At 35.9% G+C, this 20230-nt stretch carries 18 protein-coding genes and 3 pseudogenes; 18 read left to right on the top strand and 3 right to left on the bottom strand.

Features of this window, described 5'->3' with window-relative positions; all coding sequences use genetic code 11:
• The first annotated feature begins 160 nt into the window (after nt 1-160).
• The 13 genes and pseudogenes from KD050_RS05370 to KD050_RS05310 all read left to right on the top strand — a co-directional run bounded on the left by KD050_RS05370 (nt 161) and on the right by KD050_RS05310 (nt 13239).
• Entirely contained in the window at nt 161-1075 is a 915-nt protein-coding gene (locus tag KD050_RS05370; RefSeq protein ID WP_211895199.1) for a tetratricopeptide repeat protein, read from the top strand.
• A 154-nt stretch (nt 1076-1229) separates the two neighbouring features.
• Nucleotides 1230-1586, top strand: a pseudogene (locus KD050_RS05365) (putative zinc-binding protein).
• A gap of 139 nt (nt 1587-1725) precedes the next feature.
• Complete coding sequence (locus KD050_RS05360) at nt 1726-3570, top strand: SLC13 family permease (RefSeq protein ID WP_211895198.1); 1845 nt, start codon at nt 1726-1728, stop codon at nt 3568-3570.
• Between the two features lie 129 nt (nt 3571-3699).
• Nucleotides 3700-3873: pseudogene (locus KD050_RS05355) on the top strand (SDR family oxidoreductase); the annotation flags it as partial.
• 518 nt (nt 3874-4391) lie between these two features.
• A pseudogene (locus KD050_RS05350) lies at nt 4392-5343 on the top strand (DUF4822 domain-containing protein).
• 115 nt (nt 5344-5458) lie between these two features.
• Nucleotides 5459-6955 (top strand): sensor histidine kinase, encoded by a 1497-nt coding sequence (locus KD050_RS05345; RefSeq protein ID WP_211895196.1) that lies wholly within the window; start codon nt 5459-5461, stop codon nt 6953-6955.
• The gene (locus tag KD050_RS05340; RefSeq protein WP_211895195.1) at nt 6933-7622 is read left to right on the top strand and encodes a response regulator transcription factor; all 690 of its coding nucleotides are present in this window, start codon (nt 6933-6935) and stop codon (nt 7620-7622) included. The genes KD050_RS05345 and KD050_RS05340 overlap by 23 nt, the downstream gene beginning before the upstream one ends.
• Before the next feature lie 38 nt (nt 7623-7660).
• The gene (locus KD050_RS05335) at nt 7661-8365 is read left to right on the top strand and encodes an ankyrin repeat domain-containing protein (protein ID WP_370627220.1); all 705 of its coding nucleotides are present in this window, start codon (nt 7661-7663) and stop codon (nt 8363-8365) included.
• A 277-nt stretch (nt 8366-8642) separates the two neighbouring features.
• A complete protein-coding gene (locus KD050_RS05330) occupies nt 8643-9860 on the top strand; it encodes an amidohydrolase family protein (protein WP_211895194.1) in 1218 nt (405 codons plus the stop codon).
• A gap of 192 nt (nt 9861-10052) precedes the next feature.
• Nucleotides 10053-10691 (top strand): class I SAM-dependent DNA methyltransferase, encoded by a 639-nt coding sequence (locus KD050_RS05325; RefSeq protein WP_211895193.1) that lies wholly within the window; start codon nt 10053-10055, stop codon nt 10689-10691.
• Nucleotides 10692-10703: 12 nt separating this feature from the next.
• Complete coding sequence (locus KD050_RS05320; protein WP_211895192.1) at nt 10704-11174, top strand: S-ribosylhomocysteine lyase; 471 nt, start codon at nt 10704-10706, stop codon at nt 11172-11174.
• Complete coding sequence (locus tag KD050_RS05315; protein ID WP_211895191.1) at nt 11174-12103, top strand: PLP-dependent cysteine synthase family protein; 930 nt, start codon at nt 11174-11176, stop codon at nt 12101-12103. Before KD050_RS05320 ends, KD050_RS05315 begins: the two co-directional genes overlap by 1 nt.
• A 2-nt stretch (nt 12104-12105) precedes the next feature.
• Nucleotides 12106-13239: a bifunctional cystathionine gamma-lyase/homocysteine desulfhydrase gene (locus KD050_RS05310; protein ID WP_211895190.1), complete on the top strand. Its 1134-nt coding sequence runs from the start codon at nt 12106-12108 to the stop codon at nt 13237-13239.
• Between the two features lie 833 nt (nt 13240-14072).
• Here the strand turns inward: KD050_RS05310 and KD050_RS05305 are convergent.
• Complete coding sequence (locus KD050_RS05305) at nt 14073-14324, bottom strand: hypothetical protein (RefSeq protein ID WP_211895189.1); 252 nt, start codon at nt 14322-14324, stop codon at nt 14073-14075.
• A 146-nt stretch (nt 14325-14470) separates the two neighbouring features.
• Between KD050_RS05305 and KD050_RS05300 the strand changes: the two genes are divergently transcribed.
• Nucleotides 14471-15310: a DUF2268 domain-containing putative Zn-dependent protease gene (locus KD050_RS05300; protein ID WP_211895188.1), complete on the top strand. Its 840-nt coding sequence runs from the start codon at nt 14471-14473 to the stop codon at nt 15308-15310.
• 87 nt (nt 15311-15397) lie between these two features.
• Here KD050_RS05300 and KD050_RS05295 read toward each other — a convergent pair whose 3' ends face one another.
• Complete coding sequence (locus KD050_RS05295) at nt 15398-16276, bottom strand: LysR family transcriptional regulator (RefSeq protein ID WP_211895187.1); 879 nt, start codon at nt 16274-16276, stop codon at nt 15398-15400.
• Between the two features lie 133 nt (nt 16277-16409).
• Between KD050_RS05295 and KD050_RS05290 the strand changes: the two genes are divergently transcribed.
• The 4 genes from KD050_RS05290 to KD050_RS21495 all read left to right on the top strand — a co-directional run bounded on the left by KD050_RS05290 (nt 16410) and on the right by KD050_RS21495 (nt 19186).
• The gene (locus tag KD050_RS05290) at nt 16410-17378 is read left to right on the top strand and encodes a DMT family transporter (RefSeq protein ID WP_211895186.1); all 969 of its coding nucleotides are present in this window, start codon (nt 16410-16412) and stop codon (nt 17376-17378) included.
• A 104-nt stretch (nt 17379-17482) separates the two neighbouring features.
• Entirely contained in the window at nt 17483-18364 is an 882-nt protein-coding gene (locus KD050_RS05285) for a DMT family transporter (protein WP_211895185.1), read from the top strand.
• 164 nt (nt 18365-18528) lie between these two features.
• Nucleotides 18529-18849 carry a DUF378 domain-containing protein gene (locus tag KD050_RS05280; protein WP_211895184.1) on the top strand — a complete coding sequence of 107 codons (321 nt, stop codon included), beginning with the start codon at nt 18529-18531 and terminating at the stop codon, nt 18847-18849.
• Nucleotides 18850-19081: 232 nt separating this feature from the next.
• Nucleotides 19082-19186, top strand: coding sequence for a putative holin-like toxin (locus KD050_RS21495; protein WP_370627182.1), 105 nt, complete (start codon nt 19082-19084; stop codon nt 19184-19186).
• 210 nt (nt 19187-19396) lie between these two features.
• Here the strand turns inward: KD050_RS21495 and KD050_RS05275 are convergent, their stop codons facing one another.
• On the bottom strand, nt 19397-20173 hold the full coding sequence (locus KD050_RS05275) for an enoyl-CoA hydratase-related protein (protein ID WP_211895183.1): 777 nt from the start codon (nt 20171-20173) through the stop codon (nt 19397-19399).
• Nucleotides 20174-20230 lie beyond the last annotated feature (57 nt).

Below are 20230 nucleotides of genomic sequence, written 5' to 3'. Positions count from 1 at the left end.
AATGTCTTATAAAGAAAATGGAAAATGAAAGCTAATACTAAAGGCAATTCTATATTTATCTATAATAATATTATGGGCATTATTATATGTTACTTCGTTTTTATTACACCGTATAACGTTTCTGATAGCTGGAGTAGCTTTGCAGGATGGAGGGAAATAATTGAATACTAACCAAAAGGCTCTTGAACTATTTGAACAAAATGAATATGAAAATGCATTAGAGCTTTTTCAACAAGCAGTAAAGGAATCAAGAAATATACAATCATTAAATAATCTAGCTTGGATGTACAGTTACGAGGAAGAAGATGATAACCAAGCCCTTGTACTAATTAAAGAAGTAATACATATGAAGCCCTCCTCTTATTTTCCGTATAACTTATTAGGTGAAATTAACCTCAGGCAAAAAAAGTGGAAACTTGCATCGGATGCACTTTCAAAGTCTATTTCAATTCAACCATCCATGGAAGCTTATCAAAATTTAGCAGTTGCAAAATATTATTTAGAAGAATTAGAGGTGGCATCTGATAATTTCTTGCGTGCTGCAGGAAATTCGGATGTTGTTATGTTCTATCATGTTAAATGTTTAATTGAGCTTGAAAAGAAATCGGAAGCAAAAGAAAAACTAGATGCTTTTAATGAAGATGCAGATGACTTCATAGGAGAAGTTGAAGTTGCTGATTTGTATGTTGAATTAGGTTGTTTTAACGAAGCGATTCAATGGTTTGAAAAAGGATGGAAAGAATACTGGAAAACCCCTAATTGGATTAGCAGATTTGTCTACGCTCTATTTAAAACAAAAAATATTACCCGCATCAATGAAGTTATTGAAGAATCTATTCTACAAAAAGATGAAGAGATCAAATCTGCTCATGAAGAAGAATGTGATGAAAATTGGACAGAAGGCGATAAAGAAACACATATTAAACAATTACTCGAAGAAAAGAACGAATATGAGTATATGGTTGACCGAATTTCATCAGGACATATCCCCTTAATGGAATTTGAGCCTGCAATTACTGGGGCTTGTTATCTGTTTGGATGCAAGCGACATAACCACCCAGATTACCAAGAATAAGCATAGGTTAAATCATTTCTATCGATAAATCTTAATGAAACAATAAAGTGATGCTCGTCACTGCTGATAAAAAATACTTGTATTAAACTAAATAGTATAAAAGTTAGTCGAGTAAGACTGGACGTTTCTCGACTAAGTGAGGAGAATTGTGCAGATGAAAAAATCGGATTTACCTATTGTTTATTCCTGTTCTGGATGTTCCTCGGCAGCACAGACGGCTAACTTAATTGCTCTAAAGATGGATCGCGAGAATATTGCATAAATGTCTTGTATTGCTGGTGTTGGTGGAGATGTTAAACCGCTTGTTCGGACTGCAAAATCAGGAAGAGAAATTATTGCTATAGATGGCTGTCCACTAGCCTGTTGCAAGCATTCTCTTGCCAGACATAATGTTCAAACAAACCATCATTTTTTACTATCTGACTTTAATGTTCCTAAAAAGTTAGGAGTAGATCCAGACCCAAATTTGTTTATAAGTGCTTACGATAAAATATTAGAGCTTACTAACTAATGATTACCTTCTTTCTTTTTATTAATGGCTCTGTTATATCTTCATGTTGATTTTTTTCAGCTGTGCCTTCGGTTAGGAACTTTCCACACACTTCTTATATAATGAGGGTAGAATTATGTGAGAAAGGATTCATTCTATTATGCAATTAACTATAACATTTGTCGTTTTGGCGATAAGTATCATTTTATTTGTAAGTAACCGAGTGCGTGCGGACCTTGTTGCACTTCTTGCACTTTTAGCTTTTGTTATTTCAGGTGTGTTAGAGCCAACAGAAGCACTTGCTGGCTTTTCTAATTCAGTAGTCATTATGATTGCCGGACTATTTGTTGTGGGTGCAGGTATTGTTCGGACAGGTCTTGCGCAGTCTGCCGGGAATTTATTGTTAAAATGGTCTGGGAAAAGTGAGAAAAAATTATTTGTTTTATTACTCATTATTACAGGCAGTGTTGGTTCGTTTATGAGTAACACTGGAGTAGTCGCGTTAATGCTACCGATTGTGATTAGCATTGCCATCAGTATTAATAGTAGTCCTTCTAAGTATTTGATACCCCTATCTTATATTAGTAGTTTATCTGGTCTAATGACGCTAATTGCCACACCTGCTAATCTGATAGTTAGTCAGGTGCTTGTGGATAATGGGTTTGAAAAGCTTAGTTTTTTTGAAATTACTCCCCTTGGAATCATTGGAATAACTACAGGTATTTTATATTTTCTATTTGCTAGAAAATATGTGTTGCCTAATGATAAAAGAAAAAACAATGCGGGAGAAGGGCATAAGCTATCCCCAAAACAATTGGCAGCTGACTATGAATTAGGTGGTAATTTACACCGTGTTCGTGTGGTAGAAGATTCTCCGATTATTGGAAAAAAACTTTCTGAAATAAAGCTTCCCGCAAAATATCATTTAGCAATTCTAAAAATCGATCGTAAATCAACGGAAGGGATGAATATTCTACCTATCCGTTATCAGGAAATGGCTGGTCCGACGAGTGTGTTTGAAGCGAAGGATATTTTGTACGTTCAAGGTCCACTTGAGAATGTGTTGCAGTTTGTAAAAGATTTTCGGTTAGAGCTAGAAGATGAAGAATCGAATGCAGAGGAGCTAGTTTCTAAACAATTAGGCATAGCAGAGGTACTATTAACACCTCATTCCAATTTGATAAATGAAACGGTTGGTAGTATCGGTTTCCGAGAAAAGTATAATTTAAATATACTCGGCATCAATCGCAAAGGGGATTACGTATTAACTGAAATGGCTAATGTACGTTTGCGATTTGGTGATGCACTGTTGGTCCAAGGCGCATGGGAGGAGATTGAGCTTCTTTCCAGGGCTGTAAAAGATGTTGTGATTATCGGTCAGCCAAAAGAGCATGCAAGTATGGCGGCTGCAAGTGGAAAAGCACCAATTGCAGGTGCAATAATGCTACTAATGATTGGTTTAATGATTCTCGAAGTATTCCCGGCGGTGATTTCTGTTCTTTTGGCAGCTACCTTAATGGTTATGACAGGTTGTCTCCGTAATATGGATGATGCCTATGGCAAAATGAACTGGGAGAGTATTATTTTAATTGCTGCGATGCTTCCTATGGCTACTGCCCTTGAAAAAACTGGCGGTATGGTCATCTTATCCGAGGGGATTGTTAATCTTCTTGGCCGGTTCGGAGCAATGGGTGTTTTGGCTGGTATTTACTTTATTACGATGGTTTTTGGACAATTTATTAGTAATACGGCGACAGCTGTTTTATTTGCACCAATAGCAATGACCGCAGCAATTAGTTTAGATGCAAATCCTTATACTTTTTTAATCGCCATTGCGGTTTCGTCGAGTATGGCTTTTGCAACTCCTGTAGCTTCTCCCACGAATGCGTTAGTAATGACAGCTGGAGGATATAAATTCTTTGATTTTGTAAAAGCAGGGATTCCCTTGCAAGTAATTATGTTCATCATTATGATGATTGCAATTCCTATCTTTTTCCCATTGTAATGCAAAAAGAGCTTCTCTTTATAAGAGAGGCTCTTTTTTAAATTGACATTTTTTAGAATATGATACTGACTAAGATTAATAAAGTATGCGGATTCACCAAAAGCAAAAAAATTCACAACAAACGAAGGTGTTGCTGATCAGTTTGCAGAGGGTGGTTACATTCTTTAAGAAATATCAACTATGAGAATCGGGCGATATGCTGAGCCGAATGAACTCGCTGAAATGGTAGCTTTCTTAGCATCAGATAAAGCAAGTTATATGACCGGTTCAATTGTTCTTGTAAATGGCGTTTTAACTTTATAGTCAATAAAAACATCCCATTGGGTAGAATACTGAGGAATTACGAGGAACTCACAATACCTTTTAGCGGTAAGAAATTAAAGTACTTACTTCAGCTATCAAGAAAAGGGTGAATTTTATTTAGTAAGGTTTCCGCCAGGCACATGAAAGTCTTCAAACTGGCCATACACGCTGACAGATTGTTATTCGAGATAAGGAGTAGCATATTAAAGAACTAAATAAATAGAAAATGATTTTTTTTAAGAGAGGTGTAGTCCATCATACACCTCTCTTTGTTAGTTAATTGCTTTTAATGTATTCAAATAATGTAAGGAGTTGATGCGGCAATTCCTTTTTTATCCTAAAAAAGAACACATCCTGGAAATCATATACTTTCTTAATTAACATTTAATACTTTTTTAAGACTTTGTTTTCAGGGAGTTAAGTATTAAAGGATACAATGTAATTACGTCGACGATAATAATAATAATCAATGTAAATTGATAACAGTAGAAATGCTATGAAAATTTGGAGGAATTAATATGAAAAAGCTTTTAATATTACTTATTGCAAGTATAGGTCTACTTGGAGCCTGTCAATCAAAACCAAACGAAAATGAGAATGTTGTAAATGGGGAAGAAACACAAAGTAACGATATTAAAACTGCTGAAAAGGAGAAGAAGTCTGAAAATAAGGTGACAAATGGGCAAGAAATGGCTAGTATTCTTAGTGACACAAATTGGCAAGGAACAAGGGTTTATGATAAAAATAATAATGACTTAACAAAAGAGAATGCAAACTTCATTGGTCTTGCGAAATATGATGTAAAAACAGGAAGATATGAATTTTTTGATGCTCAAACAGGTGAAAGTCGTGGCGATAAAGGAACTTTCTTTATCACAAATGATGGGGAGAAGAGAATATTAAGCTGTTGTTGATATGACAGAGTTAAATGAAGATGTTTTTACTTATAAAAGAATGGGAAAAGATGCTAATGGCAACGACGTAGAGGTATTCGTTGAACATGTTCCATATAAAGAAAAAGAGCTTGCTTTTACTGATCCGGACAAGCAGTTGAACGCTATTACAGGAGATATTGTTAAAGTCGTTGATGGAGATAAAATTTTAGGTAGTACCCTTTGGAACGGAACAAAGGTATTAGATGAATACGGTAGTGATGTAACAGAGTATAATTTGATGTTTATAAGTGTGGCAAAATTTGATGACAATACTAATAAATATGAATTTTTCAATACTGAAACAGGTGAAAGCCGTGGTGATTATGGCTACTTCGATATTGTACATGAAAATAAAATAAGAGCCCATGTCTCACTTGGAGAGAATAAGTATGGTGCAGCTCTTGAACTTACAGAACTTAATAATAATAAATTTACGTATAAAAGAATGGGTAAAGACAAAGATGGCAAAGACATAACTGTATTCGTTGAACATGAACCTTATAAAGGTGATCTTAATCCAAATTTTACTATGTAGTTAAAGTGGAACGGTGATTTCCGTTCCCTTTTTAGTTTGGCACTGTTAGTTGTCGCAAAACTCGGATAACTTTTTTTCTATTATACGAATATTTTTACCCTTTAGGAGGGATTGCGTGTCAATCCGTATGAGAATGTTATTATCCTATACAGCCATGTTAGTTGTAACCATGGGGCTTTTTATAATTAGTGGATTGTTGATGATTTTAGCGATTACAGGGGATATAAGTAGTGTAAAACATTTATTTGCAAATCATTACACGCATAAGCCGATAACAGCACAAGAAGAAAATGTGTTCTTGGACTTGAAATATCTAGCGAAAAACCAACCAAATCAATTATTAAATAAAGGTTCTTTGAAGTTATATGATGAGATGTTAAAAGATGTACCAGCTGGTCTTATTATCCGTAAAGGTGATGAAATCACATATAAGACAGATATGCTAATCTCGATAAAAAGTGCAGATGACCTCCCTTCCTTTGAGCCTTCCAATATAAATGTTAGAGATACGATCAGTTTTGGAAAGTATTATTTTTCTTATGTTAAATTTGACTTTTATTATCAGGATAAAGAAGAAGGTAGCATATTTGTCATAAAGAAAGTTAGCCCATATGCAGCGTTATCAAAAAATCTGTTTCCTATATTAGCTGGTGTTTTACTCCTTTTATTAATTGTAACTAATGGAATACTTAATTACTTGGTTACTAGAAGTATCGTAAAACCTTTAGATACATTGAAATTTGCGACAGAAGAAATAAGTGAAGGAAATTTAAATTTTCAAATGACTGCAATTACAAAGGATGAAATAGGACAGCTAAGTATGGCTTTTGAAGAAATGCGTCAAAAATTAAAAGAATCAGTAGACTTGCAGTTAAAATACGAAGAAAACCGAAAGGAACTTATTTCAAATATTTCTCATGATTTGAGAACTCCAATTACGGCGATAAAAGGATATGTAGAGGGAATTAAAGATGGGGTTGCTGATACTCCCCAAAAAATGGACAAATATCTTTCAACGATTTATAGAAGAGCGTCTGATATGGATTCTCTAATTGATGATTTATTTCTTTTTTCAAAGCTAGATCTAAGAAAGATCCAGTTCAACTTTGAAGAAATAGACATTGTTCGATATATCAAGTACTTTATTGAAGAACTTAGCTGGGATCTTGAAGAACAAGGTATCCAAGTACAATTTAATGTTCATTTGTATAATTTTCAAGAATTGGTGATAGCTGATAGGGAAAAATTAAGGCGTGTATTAGCCAATATCATTCAAAATTCCATAAAACATATGAAAAATGAAGAAAGAATTCTACGAATTTCTGTAACCCAAATAGGTGAAAATATTGAGATTAAAATTAGTGACAACGGTAATGGGATTGAACCTACAGCTCTTCAGTATATATTTGATCGATTTTATCGCGAGGATAGTGCGCGAAATGTTACAACAGGTGGAAGTGGTCTTGGTTTAGCCATTGCTAAACAAATTATTTGTGAGCACGGTGGAGAAATTTGGGCAACGAGTGAATTAGGAAAAGGAACGGACATTTACTTTACACTTAAATATGCCAAAAAAAGAGGTGAACGGATTGAAAAAAATATTAATAATTGAGGATGACCCTAGCATTGGAGAATTACAAAGGGATTATCTTGTCATTAATGATTATGAGGTTAATCTAGTTGACTCTGGAAAGGTGGGTCTCGAACAAGCACTTACGGTTGAATATGATTTGATAATTATTGATCTTATGTTACCCCATGTAGATGGTTTTGAAATTTGTAGACAAGTACGGGAAGTAAAGGATATACCGATTTTAATCGTTTCTGCTAAAAAAGAGGATATCGATAAAATTAGAGGTCTAGGTCTTGGGGCAGATGATTATGTGATTAAACCGTTTAGTCCAAGTGAGCTTGTTGCTAGAGTCAAAGCGCATTTGGCACGCTATGATCGTTTGAGTGGTAATAAGCAACAAGATAAAAAAGAAATATGTATAAGAGGATTAAGAATTGATGAGACATCACGTAGAGTTTATGTAAATAATAGTGAAGTCAATTTAACTGGCAAAGAATTTGATCTACTAGCATTTCTTGCGAAGCGCCCAAATCGTGTTTTTAGTAAGGAAGAACTTTTTGAGTTAATATGGGGACTTGAATTAACGGGAGATACTACGACTGTAACTGTCCATATCCGAAAAATACGAGGAAAAATAGAAATTGACCCTGCAAATCCTCAATTTATTGAAACTGTATGGGGTGCAGGTTATCGATTTTCTATATAAATATGAAAAATACCTTGTAGGAAGAGGAGAAAAAGGTGATTTTAAAGAAAGTATTATTTCTATTCATAATTCCATTGTTTTTAATAGGGTGTCAAAACACTAAAGAATGGAATGAATTTGCCAATACTCCAGAGGTAAATGGGGACAAAATGAATGAACAATTTTTTCAAGCAGCAGAACATGGAAATATATCTAAGCTTAAGAGTCTATTGGAGTCAGGGATAGATATAAATATTATAGACAATAATGGCAGAACTGCAGTCATGATTGCTACTTATGCCAACTATCCAGAAACAGTAAAGGTCTTAATCGATAATGGTGCCAATTTAGACATTCAAGATGATATGAAAAACAATCCTTTTTTATATGCAGGAGCAGAGGGCTTTTTAGAAATTTTAAAGATGACAATTGACGCAGGTGCTAATCCAAACCTTTTAAATAGATACGGTGGCACGGCACTTATTCCAGCTTCAGAACATGGTTATTTTGAAGTAGTAAAGGAACTTCTAGAGAACACCAATATCGATGTGAATCTTGTTAACAATTTAGGTTGGACTGCCGTGATGGAAGCGATTGTTCTAAGCGAAGGGGGAAAAATACACCAGGAAACAATAAAAATATTAATTGAATATGGAGCAGATGTGAACATATATGACTCAAAAGGAGTCACTCCACTTCAACATGCTAAAGATAGAGGTTTTGAAGAAATCGAAGAAATACTTCTTCGTGCTGGAGCGGAGTGATGGAGTTTCGATAGCTATTTTATTAAATAGGTCTTTAACTGTTAACAATCCTTCCTCACTCCTCAGATATAATTTGAACACAATCAATTGTACAACTTGCACAATGTAGCAGGGGCAACGTAGTTGGCCCGCGATAGGAACTCCTGCAAACATGGTATTTTTAGAAGCAAGCTGTTCTGCTGTGTTGCAAGAAGAGCGAAACAAAAAGCAGTTTTCTTTAATGGAATGCTTGTTTCAGGTTCCTTGACTATTAATGCTTAATAGATAGGAGAAGAATATGGAAAACTATTGGATAAAAAACGTTTTACTAGAAAAAGGATATAAATATGAAAATGGTGTAATTTCAAGTACTTTAACGGAGATCTGTCATATTCGAATTGAAGATGGTAAAATTACGAATATTGTTCCTTTCGATACGGATATAAATGACGATCTAATAAAATATGATTCGAACCAAATGCTAATGTTACCAACTTTTAAGGAAATGCACATACATATTGATAAAACTTATTACGGTGGTCCATGGAAGGCAATACAACCAGCAACAAGTATTTTTGATAAATTCGATGAAGAAAAAGAACTCCTTCCAAAACTTTTACCAACTGCCCGGTACAGAGCAGAAAAAATATTGGAGACTTTACTTAGTTTCGGTTCGACACATGTACGTACTCACTGTAACATAGACCCGGTTATTGGTTTATCAAATCTAGAAGCAACAATGCAAGCACTAGAGAATTTTTCAGGAAAGCTCTCCCATGAAATTGTTGCTTTTCCCCAACATGGACTTCTACGGTCAAATTCTGTTGCACTAGTTAGACAAGCCTTAAAGCAAGGAGCGACAGTAGTTGGTGGTGTTGATCCAGGGAGTGTTGATGATAATATCGAAAAATCATTACAAACAATTATGGATATTGCAGTAGAAGCAAATGCAGGTATAGATATCCACATCCATGACAAGGACACGTTAGGAATGTTAGCAATGAACCGACTTGCAGATCTCACAGAAGAGGCGAAATGGCATGGGAAAGTAACAGTAAGTCATGCCTTTGGATTTGCTGGAGAATCGAGTGTTGATTCCTCCGAACTTGCTGAACGCTTTGCTAAGCTAGGTATATCAATTACCTCAACAGTACCTATAGGTAATCTTATTATGCCAATTCCAATGCTTCGAGAAAAATGTGTGAAAGTTGAACTAGGAACTGATAGCCTTACAGATCACTGGTCGCCATTTGGTAATGGTGACAATTTAGAGAAGGCTGGACGGTTGGCCGAACTTTACCACCATTTGGACGAATTATCTCTATCTCAATCGTTAGGCTATATCACGGGAGGTATAACTCCTTTAGACAAGGAAGGAAATCAAGTTTGGCCACAAGTCGGCGATAAGGCAAGCGTCGTATTTGTTGATGCCAGCTGTTCAGCAGAAGCTGTCGCAAGAAGGTCGAAAAAACGAGTTGTGCTTTTCAATGGGAATATTGTTTCAGGGTCATTTTAAAAGCTTCGAATTTGTTAGAGTGTATTAATTGCAATTCCTATCTTTTTCCCATTGTAATGCAAAAAGAGCTTCTCTTTATAAGAGAGGCTCTTTTTTAATTGACATTTTGTTGGAATATGATATAACTATTAATATTAAGCCTAAAACAAAGTATGCAGGTAGGAATAATATGATTCAAAAAGGGGTTTTAAAATGGGTAGAGAATTTGTCAATATTTTTGATGGTTGGGCAGACTCTTACGATGCCTCCGTTTCTGGAAAAGATCCAGAGTATAGAGATGTATTTGAAGGTTATGAAACTATATTAAATGAGGTAGCTAAACGTGTTTCTGGTACTATTATTGAATTTGGAACAGGCACTGGAAATCTAACTGCAAAGCTATTAGAAGCAGGTAATCCGGTTATCGGTATAGAACCTAATACTAAGATGCGTGAAGTAACAGCAGAACGTTTCCCCGCTATTCAAGTAATTGATGGGGATTTACTTGAATTTAATGAAGAAAATGAACATATAGATGCAATTGTAAGCACTTATGTATTTCATCATTTAACAGATAAAGAAAAAGGTTTAGCATTAAAAAAATATGCGACTCTACTTTCGAAAAATGGAAAGGTCGTTTTTGCAGATACTGTTTTTCTTACAGAAGAAGCAAAACAAGCACAGATTTCTAAGGAAAGAAACCGTGGCTTTTTTAATGTAGTAGAAGACCTAGAAAGAGAATACTATACGACTATCCCTATATTAGAAGAATTATTCACTGAAGCAGGGTTTCAAGTAAGCTTCGTGAAAATGAATGACTATGTTTGGTTAATAGAAGCAACGAAAAAATAAGGAGCGATACTCATGAAAAAAATGAATGTAGAAAGCTTTAACTTAGATCACACAAAAGTAGCGGCACCATTTGTACGCCTTGCAGGAACGAAAGTAGGAAACAATGGCGATGAAATATTAAAATACGATATCCGTTTTAAACAACCGAATAAAGAACATATGGAAATGCCCGGCCTACACTCTTTAGAGCATCTAATGGCAGAAAATATTCGTAATCATACAGATCAGGTAGTGGATATTAGTCCAATGGGTTGCCAAACTGGGTTTTATTTATCTGTCATCAATCATGATAACTTTGATGAAATTCTTGAAATTCTTGAAAAAACATTACAGGATGTTCTAAATGCAACTGAGGTTCCAGCTTGCAATGAAGTTCAATGTGGTTGGGCTGCAAGCCACAGCTTAGAAGGTGCAAAAGAAATCGCTTCTGAAATGCTAGCTAAAAAAGATGAATGGCGTCAAATATATATCGAGGAAGCATGATGAACATATTTAGTAGTGTACAAGATTTAATAGGCAATACACCTGTAGTTGAGATTAAGCATATCCCAATTCCAAATAATTGTCGTATATTCGCCAAGCTTGAATATCTCAACCCAGGGGGCAGTGTGAAGGATCGACTGGGCTTGTCTTTAATTGAGGATGCAGAAAAGTCAGGGAAACTCATACCAGGTGGGACCATTATAGAACCAACAGCAGGTAATACAGGAATTGGTATTGCTTTGGCTGCTATTGGAAAAGGTTATAAAGTTATTTTTGTTGTTCCACAGAAATTTAGTGTGGAAAAGCAAACATTGATGCGTGCATTAGGAGCTGAGATCGTCAATACAGATACAGCATTAGGCATGCAGGGAGCAATTAATAAAGCAGCAGACCTAGTGGTTGAAACACCGAATGCTTTCTCTCCTTCTCAATTTTCAAATACTGCAAATCCAGCTACGTATACGAAGACATTAGGACCTGAATTATGGCGAGATTTAGATGGTGAAATTGACATCTTTGTAGCTGGTGCTGGATCCGGTGGAACATTTATGGGTACTTCAACATATTTAAAAGAGCAAAAAGAATCGATTAAAACAGTTATTGTAGAGCCGGTTGGATCCATATTGAACGGTGGAGAATCTGGCTCTCATGTGACTGAAGGAATCGGTATGGAGTTTCTACCTGACTTCATGGATACTTCCTATTTTAATGCAATCCATACCGTAAGCGATGAGGATGCGTTTAAACAATTAAGAGCTCTATCAAAAAATGAAGGTTTACTAGTCGGAAGCTCGTCTGGAGCCGCTTTTCATGGTGCATTGAAGGAAGCAGAGGTAGCGAAAGAGGGAAGTCATATCGTGACGATTTTTCCAGATTCGAGCGAACGATATTTAAGTCAGAAGGTTTATGAACTATTCAAGGAGGCATAAAAATGCGCGCTAAAACGAAATTAATACATGCAGGAATTGTAGGAGACGAGGCAACTGGAGCAGTATCGACACCGATTTATCAAGTAAGTACGTATAAACAAGAGGCAGTAGGTAAATTCAAAGGCTATGAATATTCACGTACTGGAAATCCTACTCGTCATGCTTTAGAAGTATTAATCAGCGAGCTAGAAGGAGGAGTTGCGGGGTTTGCTTTCGCATCTGGAATGGCTGCGACAAGCTCTGTTATGATGCTTTTTGGCAAAGGTGATCATGTTATTTTAACAGATGATGTATACGGAGGGACTTTCCGTGTTATTTCTAAAGTGTTGAATCGCTTTGGAATTGAAGCTACATTTGTAGATACTGGAGATATATCGAATGTAGAAGTGGCAATCAAAGAAAATACAAAAGCGATTTTCTTGGAAACACCTACTAATCCATTATTAAAAGTTACTGATATTGAGGAAATTGCGAAGTTTGCGAAAGAAAAAGGATTATTAACAATTGTAGATAATACGTTCATGACGCCATATTTCCAACAACCAATTTCACTTGGTGCTGACATCGTCGTACATAGTGCGACAAAATATTTGGGTGGACATAGTGATGTCGTAGCGGGTCTTGTTGTTGTAAACTCCGATCAGCTAGCAACTGACTTACATTTTGTACAAAACTCTGTAGGAGCAGTTCTTGGGCCACAGGATTCTTGGCTACTAATGCGTGGTATTAAAACACTTGGTATTCGGATGGAAGAGCATAATATAAATGCACAACGAATTGCAGAGTTTTTGAATAACCATGAAGCTGTTTCAAATGTTTTTTATCCGGGATTAGCTACTCATCCTGGACATGATTTGATGAAAAAACAGTCAACAGGCTTTGGTGGGATGATTTCCTTCGATGTTGGAAGTGCTGAGAAAGCGGATGAACTTTTAGCGAAGCTGCATTACTTTACTCTTGCTGAGAGTCTAGGGGCAGTGGAGAGTTTAATCTCTGTACCTGCTCGAATGACCCATGCATCTATCCCAAGTGAGCGTCGTGCAGAGCTTGGCATAACAGATGGACTTGTCCGAATTTCAGTAGGAATTGAAGATGTAGAAGACTTATTAGAAGATTTAACGCAAGCACTAGCATAATTTTAAATGGAGCACACCACTTTGACATGAGTGGTGTGCTTTTTTAAAAGAATAAGTATATAAAAATGTCCCGTAAACACTGAATTCACGGGACTTTAAAGAATGAATAATACCACTGATTTCCGTTCCATGCAGACGCTTTCCGCGGGCGCGGTTTCAATCTCCTCGTCACTCTCGTTCCTGCGGGGCTTTCAGCTCGTGCTGTTCCCGCTGGAGTCGCCACATTACACTTCAATCAACTAAATGAGTAGTACTCCACAAGAAGATGGTGCACATCCTATCGCTAAGAAGACAGAATTAGTTTTGGTTAATGTAGGTGAACATCCCATCTTGTTATCGCCGTTGAGATAGAATCGATTATTTTTCTAAACTCTGGTCGACTTTTGCGCATTTTTACAGGATATAAGTATATAAATGTAGCCCTTCATCTAGCATTCATATGATTTTAATGTCATTTATCTATCAGTTAATGAGCGATTAAGGGAGTAGAATTATTTTTATTGTAGTAGACATACAAAGAAATAGTAAGTGTATACTCAATAAAGAAGGAGAGGTGAGACCGAAATTATCTTCGGGCGCTTCAACTATGTGTAGGAAATAGTTTCTTCCCTTCTTCCCAAAAATGTTTGGAACCTGTTTCGAAAAGTTGTAGGAGGGCGACGGACAGACAAAGGCCATAAGATTACCGAGAAGAGAGATGCTAGTCGTGACGTTAGTCATGACCAGCATCTCCAAAAATTAGTCGGTGATAATATAGTAATAAGTCTGTCCGGAGCTTTCCGAAAACAATAGAAACAGGTTGTAGATCTTAAAGGGCGTTTGCGATTTTCTTATTACCAGAAAAATGCGGAAGCTAGTGCGATACCGGTAATTGCACCTAGAGCAATACCGAAGCCAAAGCCAAATCCTCCAAAGCCGAAAAATCCTAGACCATAACCACCAAGATCCTCATCAGGTCGAATCCAGACCATATTTCTATTAACTCTTGTAACTTCTCCAACATGTACGCGACCTTCTCTATCTGTGATTCTTACCCTTTTTCCATGATATCTACAACAGAGATTATATAATTCATTTTGATTCATCTATAGACCTCCTCTCTACAAGACTACATACAAGTATGTTCTATTAGTCTATGTTGGCAATGAGGACTTGCTAGAGACACTTGTCTATACCCTGTAGCTAAAAAGAATTAAAAACATATGCTATAAGACAAAAAAGGAGAGGATTCATGTCGGTCAAAGAAACGAGAAATATGCTCTTTACGTTCGCAGAAAGAAGTGAAGAACAAGATGGGCGAGGGGTGGAGACTTTACAGCGAGAGATTATATGCGATTCAGTTATGAAGTTTTTCCCGGATATAAATTCTGAGGTCATACAATATGAACTTTTAAAAAGTGGTTTATTTGAACCGACTGAATGGAAGTCTGTAAAGAAAATCGTGCGAGAATTAGAAGACAAAAATGTTTGGGATATCGTGAAGCAAGAATATAAATACTTGCGTGAATTATGGAATGGCCCGAAGGTTTCGATTTATATTTTCCCGATTAAAAAAGCAAGCACACGGCGTACAAAGGATTTTCCCCGTAAAAACGGCATCGCTTATAAAAAGGTGCTTTTTCTTTTCGTATCCCCCGATCTTACAAGAGAAGAGGTGAAAGCATTAGTAGCGCATGAGTACAATCATGTATGTAGATTACAATTTGTAGATTCTCCTCCAGCGGCCATCACCTTAGATGATTCGATTATTATTGAAGGGCTGGGTGAGTTTGCGGTAAAACAACTCTATGGTAAAAAATGGACAGCACCTTGGACAAATATGTATAGTTTGGAGGAAGCAAGAGAAATATGGAAAAGGCATTTTACTCCTGGCTTGCAGATAAAGGGAGTTAGAAATCATCAGCTATACTTATTTGGTCAAACTAACACACCGTTTCCGAAGTGGATCGGATATCATATTGGGTATCAAATTGTGTATACGTACAATAAAAAATGTGGTCCTTTTGTTATGAAAGATTTGCTCCTTAAGTCATCCGATGAAATAATAGCAGGCTCTGATTTTGCATTATAAGCTATATTCTCTATATAAAAAGCGTCATCTCTAGAGATGACGCTTCGTTTTTTAGTTTGAACTTATCTTAAGAAATTCTACCGTTATCTAAAACTGTAATAGCTCAGAGGATTCTCCATTACTCAAATCAATAGTTTCGATAAATCTTTCGACTGTAGTTGTTAAATACGTATTTGAACGTCTTATAAATACGGTTTTAATTTCACTATATTTGGTAGGTAATAAATGACATTGGATAAGTCCACGTGCTTCTAAATGTGAAACTGCTGATTTGGGGATAAAGGTGATGCCTAAACCTGCGACGACACTACTTAATATTGTTTCTAACGTTCCGAACTCCATTACTTTTTTAGGAACTATATTTTCATCTTTATACCAAGCTTCTAATCTTGCTCTATATCCACATCCTTTGCTAAAACATAGAAAGGGTTCATTTTTTAGTTGCTCCAAGGATGTTGTATCTTTATTGGATATGAGAACAAGTTCCTCTTGAAAAACATCATGGGAGACAAGTTCTGGGTGGGGAGTGGTTTCTGTGACAAAAGCTCCGTCCAATCGATGATTTAATACGTCCTCCTGTAGCTTTTCTGTGACACCCGAGAAAAGAGAAAGGTCTACTTCCTTATACTTTTTAGTAAAGGTAGATAAAATGGTTGGTAGTTTTATAACAGTTTCGACTGTTCCAATTTCTAATTTTCCAGATGGTTGGTCTTTATTTTGAACTACTTTTTTCATTTCATTGGTTAGCGATAGAATTTGCTCGCAATATACTAATAGCTTCTTTCCTTCAGGAGTTAAGCTCATTCCTCTATTATGTCGATTAAATAATGGTGTGTTTAGCTCTGTTTCAAGCTTTTTTATACGTGCAGTAATATTTGACTGAACATAGTTTAGTTCTTTCGCAACCTCTGTGATGGTTCCTTTTTGAGCAACGTGTTGAAATATTTCTAAATCTTTTAACTCCATCTTGCAATCTCTCCCTTATCTATTTTTATGGTATCACTAAAAATGATATCTAGCATCAAAAATATTCATTTTACATGATGGGTCTACTTGACGTTTAATGAATAAGGGAATAAAAGAAGGAGATTACTTATTTATGAAAAACAATATTTTTTTAGGTGCTTTTTTATGTTTTATCGCAAGTGTGTCATGGGGAGCGATGTTTCCGGTAGCACATCATGCTTTTACTTATATCGATCCATTTTATTTTACTATTTTTCGTTATGGAGCAGTTTCCATTATTTTAGTCGTTCTTTTATTATGGAAGGAAGGACCAAAGGCGTTTCGTATGGAGGGGAAAGGAACGCTTTTATGGTTTTTCGGCACAATGGCATTTACCATTTATAATTTACTTATTTTCTGGGGTGAGGATTTACTAGGAGAGCCAGGTGTTATGGTTGCGTCTATTATGGAATCATTGATGCCGATGATTTCTATTATTATCGTTTGGTTATTTTATAGACGCCGCCCTTATTCTTTTACATTATTATGTGTTGTTGTTTCTTTCGTTGGAGCAATACTTGTTATTACTAAAGGGAATATAGGAGCTTTTCTTTCTGCAACAAATAATATAATTCCATCGTTATTAATATTAATCGCTGTAGTTGGTTGGGTTGTGTATACGATGGGTGGAGACAAATTTAGAGGGTGGTCTGTCCTTCGATACTCGACATTAAGCTGTTTGCTAGGAACGATTTCTGCAGCAGTCATTGTAGGGGTAGCAACAATGGTAGGTTACGTCTCCGTACCGACAATAGATACGATTCAAACAGTTAGTCCACATCTATTATTCATGATTATCTTTCCAGGAGTTATTGCTTTAGTTGGATGGAATGTTGGAGTGAGTATTCTATCACCTTTAAATGGTTTGTTGTTCATTAATTTTGTTCCTGTGACGACGCTTGTTATTTCGAGTGCTCAAGGAAATCATATAACTTCCTTTGAAATTATAGGAGTAGGCTTTATCATACTGTCCCTTCTTGCTAATAATATTTTTGTACGCTTACTTCAAAAGAAAGAGATAAGACAACGAGTAAAACAAAGTCTACAAGAAAGTATTTCCTAATTATTAAAGCGACTTCTACTACAATAGAAATTTTGTAGAAGAAGGCGCTTTTTTTTGAATTTTTGCGATATACTAGTTCTAGTGAAAAAAGGTTGGTGGAAAAAATGTTTAAATATATTGGAGAAATATTGTTAGTTTTTACTGCGATTATTTGGGGTAGTGGGTTTGTGGCAAGTGCAGTGGCGTTGGAACATTATACGCCTTATCAGATTTTAGCTGGTAGGTTTTTAATCGGAGCTGTTATATTAAGTCTTATATTTTTTAAGAAGCTAAATAAACTGAAGAAAAGTACGCTGATTAAAGGATCATTATTAGGGATATTTTTATACATAGCTTTTGCTCTTCAAACAGTTGGTTTGCAATTCACAACACCATCAAAAAATGCTTTTTTAACGGCTGTGAATGTGGTTATCGTACCTTTTATAGGATTTCTTCTATATAAAAGAAAAATAGATATGTACGAACTAACAGGTGCAGTTCTCGCTATTGTTGGTATTGCTGTATTATCTTTAAAATTATCTTCTGACGTGAATGTAGGGGATATATTGACTTTAGGGTGTGCGGTAGGATTTGCTTTTCATATTTTTTACACTGCTAAGTTTGTTAAGACGGAAGATCCTGTTGTGCTAACTATTGTTCAAATGGTTACTGCGGCAGTAATTGGTTGTATTGTCGTGTTATTTAGAGGAGAGACAAGCTTTTCTATGGAAACAGAGGGTATGATTAATTTGTTGTACTTAGGAATCTTCTCCACAACCATTGCTTTTTTAATGCAAACAGTGGCTCAAAAATACATAACAGAAACAAAGGCTGCAATTATTTTAGCTACTGAATCTTTTTGGGGCATGGTCTTTTCCGTTATCATCCTGAGTGAGATTATGACGAGCAGAATGATTATCGGCGCATTGCTTATACTATTAGCTATTCTTATTTCAGAAACAAAAATGGAATTTATGAAAAAGGATAAAATAAAAACAGTCGCCTAATTTTGCAGCTCTTATTATGTATTAGAACAAAATTTTAATGGAATTTCTCTTCATGTATGATTCGTTACTTATGGTAAAAGATAAGAGCGAATCTTAGTTGTTTACGATATGTTATCCCATATCGTCGCTATCATTCATACAACTAATGAAGGAGGAGTTAATCAATGGGATTCATACATCGGCTTGCTTTAGCCCTCGTTATAATTGGTGCAATTAACTGGGGATTGATCGGCTTTTTCGAATTCGATTTAGTCGCTTCTATTTTCGGAGGGCAGACTGCACTATTTTCTAAAGTGATCTATGCATTGGTTGGCATAAGTGGCTTAATCTGCATTCCACTTTTATTTCGAACGGATGATGAAGAAGTAGTTGAAACAAGTAGACAAAGTTCTCGCAACCTTCAATATGGAACTGAATTCGGTGAAGAACCTGAATTCAAAGATATAAACGAAGTCGCTTCGAAAGAGAATGAGCTGAAAAAATAATTAAAAAAGGATAGATAACTGCGCTTTCAAGCAGATTATCTATCCTTTTTTGATAAGAATGTACTTAAAGGATATGCTTGCTGATAATGGGGAATTTTAATTACTAATATGTCTGTTAATTCTGACGTTATAGAACGTGTGTGTGGTATAATAGAGGAAATAGATTGATAAACTCATGGGTGGTTGGCACTTTTTTTATTCTTTCTGTCACTAAATTATAGACAGAAAGGGGGTGTTGCTTTTGACTGTTTTCGAATCGCTTGTAATAATGATTAGTTTTTCTTCGCTACTTGTAGCTCTTATTACGCTTAGCTTTTCAATGACACGGAAAAAGTAATCCACCTATGAGTTAGCGCTCGGTTGGATTACTTTTGTCTGTCGTGCCATTCCCCTTGCAGGGAATCATTCTATTTTGCCGCTTAGATGGTTGCACATCTAAGCGGTTTTTATATTGTATCTATTTTATGCCTTCAGTATACCAAGTTTTAGTCCGAGTATCAAAGAAATCAAAAAAATTCTTAACCTGCCTTTGTAAACTATGGATAAATTAATTTCCTTTAAAAACAGGCTTTCTTTTTTCTACAAAGGCTTGCAGTGCTTCTAATCGATCCTCTGTAGGTATAGTGACTTCATATGCTTTTCTTTCAATACTTAGACCAGTTTGTAGATCTACATTCATCCCGTGTTTTACCGCAAACTTAGCTTGTTGTAATGCAATCGGTCCATTTGCAAGCATCAGTGTTGCAAAAGTTACTGTTTCTTCCTCCAGTGCTTCTCTCGTTGTTACCTTGGTTACTAACCCATACGACAGTGCTTCTTCTGCATTTAGTCTTTTAGCAGTTAAAATTAGTTCTAATGCTTTCGATTCTCCGATAAGTCTTGGGAGACGTTGTGTTCCACCGGCTCCTGGGATTATGGCCAAACTTGTCTCAGTTAAACCAAGTTGAATATCATTTGAGGCAATTCTAAAATCACAGGCAAGTGCTAATTCTGTTCCGCCCCCAAAAGCATAGCCATTTAGCATAGCTATTGTTGGCTGTGGAAGGTTTTCAATTGCAGTAAATAATTCTCCAATTTTGTATATATTACGTTTAACTTGTTGATCAGTTAATGTTCTTCGTTCCTTTAAGTCTGCACCAACACTAAACGACTTTTCTCCTGCACCTGTGAAAATAACAACACGAATATCCGGATTAATGCGAATAGACTCTGTAATATCTCCAAGTTTACGTAGCATCTCATAGTTAAATGCATTTAATGCGTCAGGTCTGTTTAAAGTGACATATGCTAAATTCCCCTGTTGTGTATAACGGATGGATTCCATTAATATTTCTCCCCTTTCGACTTTCTTCCCCATTATCAAACATATCATGTTCTAAGT

Origin of the sequence: Psychrobacillus sp. INOP01 (assembly GCF_018140925.1) — a bacterium.
Lineage (GTDB): Bacteria > Bacillota > Bacilli > Bacillales_A > Planococcaceae > Psychrobacillus.
The sequence above is the reverse complement of the archived record's forward strand: the minus strand, read 5'-3'. Positions and strand labels throughout refer to the sequence as shown.

Coding starts and splice junctions, on each gene's coding strand:
- KD050_RS05305 (WP_211895189.1), bottom strand. CDS start 14,324: ATGAATCAAAATGAATTATATAATCTCTGTTGTAGATATCATGGAAAA.
- KD050_RS05330 (WP_211895194.1), top strand. CDS start 8,643: ATGGAAAACTATTGGATAAAAAACGTTTTACTAGAAAAAGGATATAAA.
- KD050_RS05295 (WP_211895187.1), bottom strand. CDS start 16,276: ATGGAGTTAAAAGATTTAGAAATATTTCAACACGTTGCTCAAAAAGGA.
- KD050_RS05325 (WP_211895193.1), top strand. CDS start 10,053: ATGGGTAGAGAATTTGTCAATATTTTTGATGGTTGGGCAGACTCTTAC.
- KD050_RS05275 (WP_211895183.1), bottom strand. CDS start 20,173: ATGGAATCCATCCGTTATACACAACAGGGGAATTTAGCATATGTCACT.
- KD050_RS05315 (WP_211895191.1), top strand. CDS start 11,174: ATGAACATATTTAGTAGTGTACAAGATTTAATAGGCAATACACCTGTA.
- KD050_RS05300 (WP_211895188.1), top strand. CDS start 14,471: ATGTCGGTCAAAGAAACGAGAAATATGCTCTTTACGTTCGCAGAAAGA.
- KD050_RS05310 (WP_211895190.1), top strand. CDS start 12,106: ATGCGCGCTAAAACGAAATTAATACATGCAGGAATTGTAGGAGACGAG.
- KD050_RS05285 (WP_211895185.1), top strand. CDS start 17,483: ATGTTTAAATATATTGGAGAAATATTGTTAGTTTTTACTGCGATTATT.
- KD050_RS05280 (WP_211895184.1), top strand. CDS start 18,529: ATGGGATTCATACATCGGCTTGCTTTAGCCCTCGTTATAATTGGTGCA.
- KD050_RS05320 (WP_211895192.1), top strand. CDS start 10,704: ATGAAAAAAATGAATGTAGAAAGCTTTAACTTAGATCACACAAAAGTA.
- KD050_RS05290 (WP_211895186.1), top strand. CDS start 16,410: ATGAAAAACAATATTTTTTTAGGTGCTTTTTTATGTTTTATCGCAAGT.
- KD050_RS05360 (WP_211895198.1), top strand. CDS start 1,726: ATGCAATTAACTATAACATTTGTCGTTTTGGCGATAAGTATCATTTTA.